Genomic DNA, 8,592 nt, shown 5'->3' on the forward strand with positions numbered 1-8,592 from the left:
GAGGAGCCGGTCGACCTGTCCCGGCTCGTCGTCGAGGCCCTCACCGACGCGCGCGTGCTCGCTCCGGACCACCGGTGGCACGTGGAGCTGCCGACGGCCGACGACGCCGCCGCGGTCGAGGTCGTCGGCGACGAGGCTCGGCTGCGCCAGGTCCTCACCAACCTGCTGACCAACGCCCGCAAGTACACCCCCGCCGGCACCACCGTCACGGTCGCTGTCGACCACGACGGCTTCGAGGTCCGCGACGACGGACCGGGCTTCCCCGCCGACCTGCTGCCGGTGGCCTTCGAGCGCTTCTCCCGCGGCGACGCGAGCCGGCACCGCGAGGGCGGCGTCGGCCTCGGCCTGGCCCTGGTCAAGGCCATCGTGAGCGCCCACGGCGGCACCGTCACGCTGACGAGCGAGCCGGGCGAGACCCGCATCCGCGTGGACCTCGCGACCTGAATGCCGGATTGTCTGACAATCCGTGATACACAGGTGGGAGCACGCAACGCAGCGAGGGAGGCGACCATGAGCATCACCGGTACGACGGGCACGTCCATCACGTCCAGCGAGGTGGAGCGCGCCGAGGCGCGGACCGCGCACAACTACCACCCGCTGCCCGTGGTCCTCGCGAACGGCGAGGGCGCCTGGATGACCGACGTCGACGGCAAGCGCTTCCTCGACCTGCTCGCCGGCTACTCCGCCCTCAACTTCGGTCACAGCCACCCGCGCCTGCTCGCGGTGGCCCACGACCAGCTCGACAAGCTGACGCTGACGAGCCGCGCCTTCATCCACGACACCTTCGCCGACTTCACCGCGGCACTCGGCGACCTGTGTGGCAAGGACCTCGTGCTGCCGATGAACACCGGCGCCGAGGCCGTCGAGACCGCCATCAAGGTGAGCCGCAAGTGGGGCTACGAGGTCAAGGGCGTCCCCGCCGACCAGGCCCGGATCATCGTCGCGAGCGGCAACTTCCACGGCCGGACGACCACCATCGTCGGCTTCTCCGACGACCCCGACGCGCGCGACGGCTTCGGGCCGTTCACGCCCGGCTTCGACACCGTGCCGTACGGCGACCTGGCCGCCCTCGAGGCAGCGATCACCCCGAACACCGTGGCCGTCCTCATCGAGCCGGTCCAGGGCGAGGGCGGCGTGATCATCCCGCCCGAGGGCTACCTCCGCGGCGTCCGCGAGATCTGCACCAACGAGTTCGTGCTGTTCGCCGCCGACGAGATCCAGGCCGGCCTGGGCCGCACCGGCAGGACGTTCGCCTGTGACCACGAGGGCGTCGTCCCCGACCTCTACGTCCTCGGCAAGGCCCTGGGCGGCGGCATCGTCCCGGTATCGGCCGTCGTCGGCGACCGCGACGTCCTCGGCGTCCTCAAGCCCGGACAGCACGGCTCGACGTTCGGCGGCAACCCGCTCGCCTGCGCAGTCGGGCTCGAGGTCGTGCGGATGTTGGCGACCGGCGAGCTCCAGGCCCGTGCGGCCGAGCTGGGCGAGATCCTGCGCGGGCGCCTCGAGGCTCTCGTCGGCAAGGGCGTCGTCGACTTCCGGATCCGCGGGCTGTGGGCGGGCATCGACATCGACCCGGCCCTCGCCACCGGCCGCGAGGTCTGCGAGCGGCTCATGGAGCGCGGCGTCCTCGCCAAGGACACCCACGGCTCGACGATCCGCCTCGCTCCCCCGCTGGTCATCACCGACGAGGACCTGCACTGGGGCGTCGACCAGCTGGCCGCCGTCCTCGGCTGACCGACCGGCCGACTGGCACGCCCCGATTCGGGTACCTCTGCCCGTCATGAGAAGCGGAAGTGGCATCGGCAGCCTGGTCGTCGTGGTGTGGCTCATCATCGGAGCGGTCGCGGCGTTCCAGCGCGGCTACTTCAACCCGGACCGCGAGGTCAGCTGTCGCGACTTCGCCGACACCGCGCTGACCATCGTCGCCGGCCCGCTCAACTACCTGGGCGTCAACCCGAAGGTCGACTGCGAGACGCCACAGCCCTCGAAGTAGCGCCCGATGGGCGCACGTGTCACTCGACGGTCGCGACGACCGCGGGCAGCGCGTCGGTGACGAGCCGCACGAGCTCCTCGCGGGTCACCCCGCTCGGGTCCTCGCACCACGTGAGCACGGCGTCCTCGACGAACGCCACCCAGCCGCGGACCACGAGCCGGGTGAGCGGCGTGTCCGCGATGAACTCGTCGACGCCGGGGGTCTCGAAGGTCCGGTCGATCATCTGGCCGCGCGCCCGTTCGTAGACGCCGCGCACCGCCTCGTTGCCGCCGGCCGCGGCACGCACGAGCGACCGGTAGCCGGGATGGTTGGTGATCACGTAGTCGACGTACGCCGCCAGCGAGCCCAGCAGGCGCTCGATCGGGTCGTCGCTCTCCGGCGGCGCGGTGACCGCGACCAGGTCGTCGGCCGCGCGCTGGATGACGGCCTCGTGGAAGCCCTGCTTGCTGCCGAAGTAGTGGTAGAGCAACCCGCGGGAGACGCCGGCCTGCTCGCTCAGGCGGTCGATCGAGATGTCCTCGATGGTGTGACCGGCGAAGAGCTCGAGACCCAGCTCGAGGAGCTGCTCGCGGCGCTCCTCGGGCGAGAGTCGGGTGCGGGTGGTCGCGGTCACAAGGCCACTCTATTGACTAAAGTTCAATAACGCCAATACCGTCTTCCCCATGCCCAAGAAGACTTCGAAGACCTCGCCGTCGTCCGCGACCCTGGTCGACCACCTCATCGTCGGCGCCGGCTTCGCCGGGCTCGCTGCTGCGATCAAGCTCCAGGAGGCCGGCGAGCGCGACTTCGTCGTCATCGAGAAGGACAGCGACGTCGGCGGCACCTGGCACATCAACACCTACCCGGGTGCCGAGTGCGACGTCCCGAGCCAGCTCTACAGCTACTCCTTCGCGCTCAACCCCGACTGGTCGAAGGTCTACTCCCCCCAGCAGGAGATCTGGGAGTACACCAAGAAGGTCGCCGAGGACGCCCAGGTCCTCGACCGGTTCGTCTTCGACACCGCCGTCCTCGACGCGGCGTGGGACGACGCCGCCCAGCGCTGGCTGGTCCGCACCAGCAGCGGCGAGTACGCCGCGCGCACGGTGATCTCCGGCTCCGGCGGCCTCTCCGAGCCCCGCCTCCCCGAGATCGAGGGCATCGAGGACTTCCAGGGCGAGATCTTCCACTCGGCGCGCTGGAACCACGACGTCGACCTCACCGGCAAGCGCGTCGCGGTCATCGGCACCGGCGCCTCCTCGATCCAGCTCGTCCCCGAGCTCCAGAAGGTCGTCGGGCACCTCGACGTCTACCAGCGCACGCCCAACTGGATCATCCCCCGCAACGAGCGGGAGTTCACGAAGGTCGAGAAGGTGGCGTTCCGCCGCGTCCCCGGTCTCCAGAAGGCCGTCCGCGCCGGCGTCTACGCCCAGCTCGAGGGTCGCGCCCCCGCGTTCACCCGCTTCCCGCAGCTGCTCCAGGTCGTCGAGCGCCAGTGCAAGAAGAACATCGCCAAGGCGATCTCCGATCCCGAGCTGGCCGCCAAGGTCACGCCGTCGTACCGCGCCGGCTGCAAGCGCATCCTCATCTCCAACGCCTGGTACCCGGCGCTCGCCTCGGACAACGTCGACCTGGTCACCGACCCGATCGCCAAGGTCACCGGCGACGCCGTCGTCACGGCCGACGGCGTCGAGCGCCCCATCGACGTGCTGGTCGTCGCCACCGGCTTCTACGTCACCGANCCGAGCCCCCGATCGCCCAGCACATCACCGGTCGTGCGGGTCGCACCCTGGCCGACGTCTGGGACGAGGCGGGCATGGCGGCCTACAAGGGCACCACCATCAACGGCTTCCCCAACCTGTTCCAGATCGTCGGCCCCAACACGGCCCTGGGCCACTCGTCGATGATCTTCATGATCGAGTCGCAGGTCCGCTACGTCGTCGAGGCCGCGAAGGCGATGCGCCGCTCCGGCCTGGGCGCCATCGAGCCCACCGCAGAGGCGCAGGCCGAGTGGACCGCGCTCATGCGCGAGAGGATGAAGCCGACCGTCTGGACCACCGGCGGCTGCGCGAGCTGGTACCTCGACAAGTTCGGCAACAACACGACACTCTGGCCGGGACAGACCTTCACGTTCCGCAACCACCTGTCCAAGTTCGACGCCGACAAGTACGACGTCCAGGCGCTCGCCGCTCCCACCAGCAGCACCCGCAGCACCACTGCCGAGGAGGCACTCGCATGAAGTCCCTGAAGGACAAGGTCGTCGTCATCACCGGAGCGGGCTCGGGCATCGGCCGCGCGCTCGCACTGAACCTCGCGGACAAGGGCTCGCGGCTCGCGCTGTCCGACGTCGACCAGGCGGGACTCGACGAGACCGTCGCGCTGGCCGAGAAGGCCGGCTCACCCGAGGTCCGCGGCGACAAGCTCGACGTGGCGGACCGTGACGCGTTCGCGGCCTACGCCGACGCCGTGGTCGCCCAGTTCGGCCAGGTCAACGTGGTCGTCAACAACGCCGGCGTGGCGCTCGCAGGCGACTTCGTCGACCTCGAGATGAAGGACATCGACTGGATCCTCGGCATCAACCTCGGGGGCGTCGTGCACGGCTCGAAGTTCTTCCTGCCGCACCTCATCGCGTCCGGCGACGGCCACCTGGTCAACATCTCCTCGCTCTTCGGCCTCGTCTCGATGCCGGGCCAGAGCATGTACAACGCATCGAAGTACGCGGTCCGCGGCATGACCGAGGCGATCCGCGAGGAGATGCTCATCGCGGGGCACAAGGTCGGCGTCACCGCCGTCCACCCGGGTGGGATCAAGACCGCCATCGCCCGCAACGCCCGCGTCTCCGAGCACGAGGACAAGGCCGCCACGGCCAAGCTCTTCGACGAGAAGCTCGCGCGGATGACCCCGGAGAGGGCCGCCGAGATCATCGTCAAGGGCATCAAGAAGAACCAGGCCCGCGTGCTCGTCGGCCTCGACGCGCACGCGATCCACACCTTCGGCAAGCTCGCCGGCTCGCGCTACCAGGACGTCATCGCGTTCGGGTCCAAGCGGGTGCTGCCGACCAAGGTCGTCTGACGGCCCAGCCTCGGCCCCGCCCCCGCGCGGCCGAGGCAAGATGGGCGGCATGCCCACCCCAGGTGACCCGGTCCGGGTCGTGATGACCAAGTGGGGTGGGCGGCCGCACTGGGAGTACGACGCGACCTATCTCGGCGCCGACGTCCACGGTGAGTGGCTCGGCGTGCCGAGGGGCACGCACTATGCCCGTCCCGGGATGGAGTTCGTCGCGACCTTCGCCAGCGCGGTGCTGGTCCCGGCAGGAGGCGCTGCCCACGTGGCCGGCTTCAACGACGAGCACGCCAAGGCGGCGACCTACGTCGACATGACGACGCCGGCACAGTGGGAGGGGGCGACCCTGCACGCCGTCGACCTCGACCTCGACGTCGTCCGACTGCAGGACGGGACGGTCTTCCTCGACGACGAGGACGAGTTCGCCGAGCACCAGGTCAGCTACGGCTACCCAGCCGACGTCGTCGCCATGACCGAGCGGTCCGCGGCCGACGTGCTCGCCGCGGTGCAGCGGGGTGCGGCGCCGTACGACGGCAGCCACCAGGTGTGGCTGGACCGGCTGCTCAGCCGCTGATCAACGAGTTCGGCTGGAAGGTCGGGCGGCGGTCGTCGTCCTCGCGCGCGGGCCGCACGAACTCGAAGCCGGCCGTCTCGACCTGGCGCCACTCCGGGTCGGCGCCCGGCGTCCGGAGCAGCGCCTGCGCGCACTCGTCGTGGAGCGGCGGAGCGTGGAAGGCGTTGCGGCCGACCTCCTCGGGGGTGCCGACGAACACGACCGGACGGCCCAGCGGCTCCGCGCAGACCCCGCAGACCCGGCTGAGCGCGCACTGGGTGACCGAACGGCCCACCAGGCCGCCCAGCCCTCCCTCGGGGCCGACCTCCCAGGCGAACGGACCGTCCAGGCCCGGCGGCGTCCTCACCCGCGCGCCTGCGCCGAGGATCGCGACCACCCGCCGAGCTCGGAGCGGCGCGAAGGACGCTCGTCGTCCCCGCGGCGCTTGCGGTCGTGCGGCGGCGTCGGCGGCTCCGGCTGGTCGCTGCTGGTCCAGGAGTTCGGCAGCGAGAGCTTGAGGATGGTGCGCAGCGTCTGGCCGTACTGCCGGTGGAGCGGCCCCGTGGTGTAGGGGATGTCGTACTTCGCGGTCAGGGCCTGCACCTTCTCGGAGATCTCCGGGTACCGGTTGCTCGGCAGGTCCGGGAAGAGGTGGTGCTCGATCTGGAAGCCCAGGCTGCCCGAGAGGATGTGCAGGAGCCGCCCGCCCTCGAAGTTCGCCGAGCCGAGGATCTGCCGCAGGTACCACTCCGAGCGGGACTCGTCCGCGATCTCCTCCTCGGTGAAGTGCACCGCGCCGTCGGGGAAGTGCCCGCAGAAGATGATCATGTAGGACCACAGGTTGCGGGTGACGTTGGCGGCGACGTTCGCGGCCATCACGCTCTTCCACCGCCGGCCAGCGAGCGCCGGGTAGACGACGTAGTCCTTGAGGACCTGGTTGCGGCCCTTGCGGACGACCTGCCGGAGCTGCCGCTTCAGCTCCTTGGGGTCCTTCTTGCCCTTGCGGATGCGCTCGACGTCGAGGTCGTGGAGCGCCACGCCCCACTCGAAGAGACTGGCGAGGAGGGCGTTGTAGACCGGCTGTCCGAGGTTGGCCGGCGACCACTTCTGCTCGCGCGCCATCCGCAGGATGCCGTAGCCGATGTCGTTGTCGTAGCCGAGCACGTTGGTGAACTGGTGGTGGATGTAGTTGTGGGAGTGCTTCCACTGCTCCGCGGGCTGGGCGGTGTCCCACTCCCAGTTGGAGGAGTGGATCTCCGGGTCGTTCATCCAGTCCCACTGGCCGTGCATGACGTTGTGGCCGATCTCCATGTTCTCGAGGATCTTGGCCACGCCGAGCAGACCCGCTCCCAGGGCCAGCGCGGGCTTGCGGGTCTCCTTGACCTGGGTCCCCGCCAGCAGGGTGATCCGGCCAGCGGCGGCAAGGCCGCGCTGGATGCGGATCATCCGATGGATGTAGGCCGCGTCGGACGCGCCACGCGACTCCTCGATGTCGGCGCGGATCTGGTCGAGCTCACGCCCGATCTGATCGACCTCGTCCTCGGTGAGGTGGGTGTACTCCTTGACGTCCGAGATGGCCATGTGGATTCCTTCCTGGGTCAGATGTCGAGCTTGCAGTCGCCGACGGCGGCGGTGATGCAGGTCTGGACGGGTTCGTTCGGGCTGTCGTACTCGTCCCCGTTGCGCAGGTCGCGCACCTTGCCGGAGATGAGGGTGAGCGTGCAGGTGTGGCAGATGCCCATCCGGCAGCCGAACGGCATGCCGATGCCGGCCTCCTCGCCGGCCTCGAGCACGGTGGTGGCGCCGTCGACCTCGACGGTCTTGCCGGAGTTCTGGAACGTGATCGTGCCACCCTCGCCCCCCTCGCCCCCGAGCTCGAGGGAGAAGCGCTCGAGGTGCAGGCGGTCGGCGGCGTCGTTCTCCTCGTAGTGCTCGGTGATCGCGTCGAGCATCGGAGAAGGACCGCAGGCGTAGGTCTCGCGCTCGCGCCAGTCCGGACAGATCGTGTCGAGGTCGGACAGCTGGAGCATGCCGTCGGTGTCGGTGTGCAGCCGGTGGAGCGTCAGCGCGTCGTGCTTCCGCTCCATCTCCTCGAGCTCCTCGCGGAAGATCATCCGCTCCTGGGTGGGCGAGGAGTAGTGCATGACGACGTCCGGCATGGTGCCGCGTCGGTCGAGGGTGCGGAGCATCGCCATCACCGGCGTCACCCCGCTACCACCGACGAGGAACAGCATCCGCGGCGGAGGCGGGTCGGGGAGCACGAATTCCCCGTCGGGCAGGGCGAGCCGGACGATGGTGCCGGGCTCGAGCCCGCTGACGAGGTGGCTGGAGAGCTTGCCCTCGGGCATCGCCCGGACGGTGATGGTGATCGTGCCGCGCTTGCGCTCGGGCGGCGAGCTCACCGAGTAGGAGCGCCACTGGAACCGCCCCTCGACCTGCACGCCGATGCCGACGTACTGGCCGGGACGGTGGTCGTAGCGCCAGCCCCAACCGGGCTTGATCACCAAGGTGGCGGCGTCCTCGGTCTCCGGGACGACCTTCTCGATCCGGCCGCGCAGCTCGCGCGCGCTCCAGAGCGGGTTGAGGAGACGGAGGTAGTCGTCGGGGTGGAGCGGCGTCGTCAGCTTGGACGCCGACCGACGCACGCGCTCCCACGGAATGGTGCTCGCCATGTCCCTAGAGAACAAGTGTTCACTGAGGAGTTCAAGACGGATGAGGACTGGTGAGTTGGGTAGCCGGGTCAGCGCTGGGGCGGGGGCAGCGCGTCGGTGGCCTCGAGCTGGCCCATGCCGGTGACCAGCAGCAGGTCGACCACGATCGACCGGAGCTGGGCGAGGATCGCGTCGCCCGAGAGATAGGCGCTGCGCTCGACCAGACCGGTCCCCTGACCGACGGACAGCACCAGGTCGCGCGCGGCCTCGGGCATCCGGTCGCCCGCGAGCTCGGCGGCGATCGCGTCGACGGCGATCGCCAGGTCGGCGGTGAGGTCGGCGTACGACGACGGCAC

At 70.0% G+C, this 8,592-nt stretch carries 11 protein-coding genes and 1 pseudogene; 7 read left to right on the plus strand and 5 right to left on the minus strand.

From position 1 onward, the window contains the following. The 3 genes from H0487_RS20345 to H0487_RS20355 all read left to right on the plus strand — a co-directional run. Positions 1-444, plus strand: a 444-nt coding sequence (locus H0487_RS20345; RefSeq protein ID WP_183096050.1) for a sensor histidine kinase, incomplete at its 5' end; no start/stop codon positions are given. A 66-nt stretch (positions 445-510) separates the two neighbouring features. After that, positions 511-1,734: an ornithine--oxo-acid transaminase gene (gene rocD, locus H0487_RS20350; protein WP_183096051.1), complete on the plus strand. Its 1,224-nt coding sequence runs from the start codon at positions 511-513 to the stop codon at positions 1,732-1,734. A 46-nt stretch (positions 1,735-1,780) separates the two neighbouring features. Further along, a complete protein-coding gene (locus H0487_RS20355) occupies positions 1,781-1,993 on the plus strand; it encodes a hypothetical protein (protein ID WP_183096052.1) in 213 nt (70 codons plus the stop codon). Positions 1,994-2,012: 19 nt separating this feature from the next. On the opposite strand, the gene H0487_RS20360 is transcribed toward H0487_RS20355, so the two are convergent. Beyond that, positions 2,013-2,606, minus strand: a complete 594-nt coding sequence (locus tag H0487_RS20360; protein WP_183096053.1) for a TetR/AcrR family transcriptional regulator — start codon at positions 2,604-2,606, stop codon at positions 2,013-2,015. A gap of 49 nt (positions 2,607-2,655) precedes the next feature. On the opposite strand from H0487_RS20360, the gene H0487_RS20365 reads away from it, so the two are divergent. From H0487_RS20365 to H0487_RS20375, 4 genes are read left to right on the plus strand one after another with little or no spacing between them, the layout of a single operon-like run. Beyond that, positions 2,656-3,876, plus strand: a complete 1,221-nt coding sequence (locus H0487_RS20365) for a flavin-containing monooxygenase (protein ID WP_246384031.1) — start codon at positions 2,656-2,658, stop codon at positions 3,874-3,876. Further along, on the plus strand, positions 3,786-4,208 hold the full coding sequence (locus tag H0487_RS23620; RefSeq protein WP_246384033.1) for a hypothetical protein: 423 nt from the start codon (positions 3,786-3,788) through the stop codon (positions 4,206-4,208). The genes H0487_RS20365 and H0487_RS23620 overlap by 91 nt, the downstream gene beginning before the upstream one ends. Beyond that, on the plus strand, positions 4,205-5,041 hold the full coding sequence (locus H0487_RS20370; RefSeq protein WP_183096054.1) for an SDR family NAD(P)-dependent oxidoreductase: 837 nt from the start codon (positions 4,205-4,207) through the stop codon (positions 5,039-5,041). The genes H0487_RS23620 and H0487_RS20370 overlap by 4 nt, the downstream gene beginning before the upstream one ends. A gap of 49 nt (positions 5,042-5,090) precedes the next feature. Next, the gene (locus H0487_RS20375) at positions 5,091-5,606 is read left to right on the plus strand and encodes a DUF402 domain-containing protein (RefSeq protein WP_183096055.1); all 516 of its coding nucleotides are present in this window, start codon (positions 5,091-5,093) and stop codon (positions 5,604-5,606) included. Here H0487_RS20375 and H0487_RS20380 read toward each other — a convergent pair. From H0487_RS20380 to H0487_RS20395, 4 genes and pseudogenes are all read right to left on the minus strand, one after another. After that, positions 5,596-5,952 (minus strand): hypothetical protein, encoded by a 357-nt coding sequence (locus H0487_RS20380; RefSeq protein WP_183096056.1) that lies wholly within the window; start codon positions 5,950-5,952, stop codon positions 5,596-5,598. The genes H0487_RS20375 and H0487_RS20380 overlap by 11 nt on opposite strands. Beyond that, a complete protein-coding gene (locus tag H0487_RS20385; protein WP_183096057.1) occupies positions 5,949-7,166 on the minus strand; it encodes a fatty acid desaturase family protein in 1,218 nt (405 codons plus the stop codon). Before H0487_RS20385 ends, H0487_RS20380 begins: the two co-directional genes overlap by 4 nt. Positions 7,167-7,183: 17 nt before the next feature. Beyond that, positions 7,184-8,257 (minus strand): ferredoxin reductase, encoded by a 1,074-nt coding sequence (locus H0487_RS20390; RefSeq protein WP_183096058.1) that lies wholly within the window; start codon positions 8,255-8,257, stop codon positions 7,184-7,186. 68 nt (positions 8,258-8,325) lie between these two features. Then, positions 8,326-8,592: pseudogene (locus H0487_RS20395) on the minus strand (FUSC family protein); the annotation flags it as partial.

It is taken from the genome of Nocardioides stalactiti (assembly GCF_014180715.1).
Lineage (GTDB): Bacteria > Actinomycetota > Actinomycetes > Propionibacteriales > Nocardioidaceae > Nocardioides > Nocardioides stalactiti.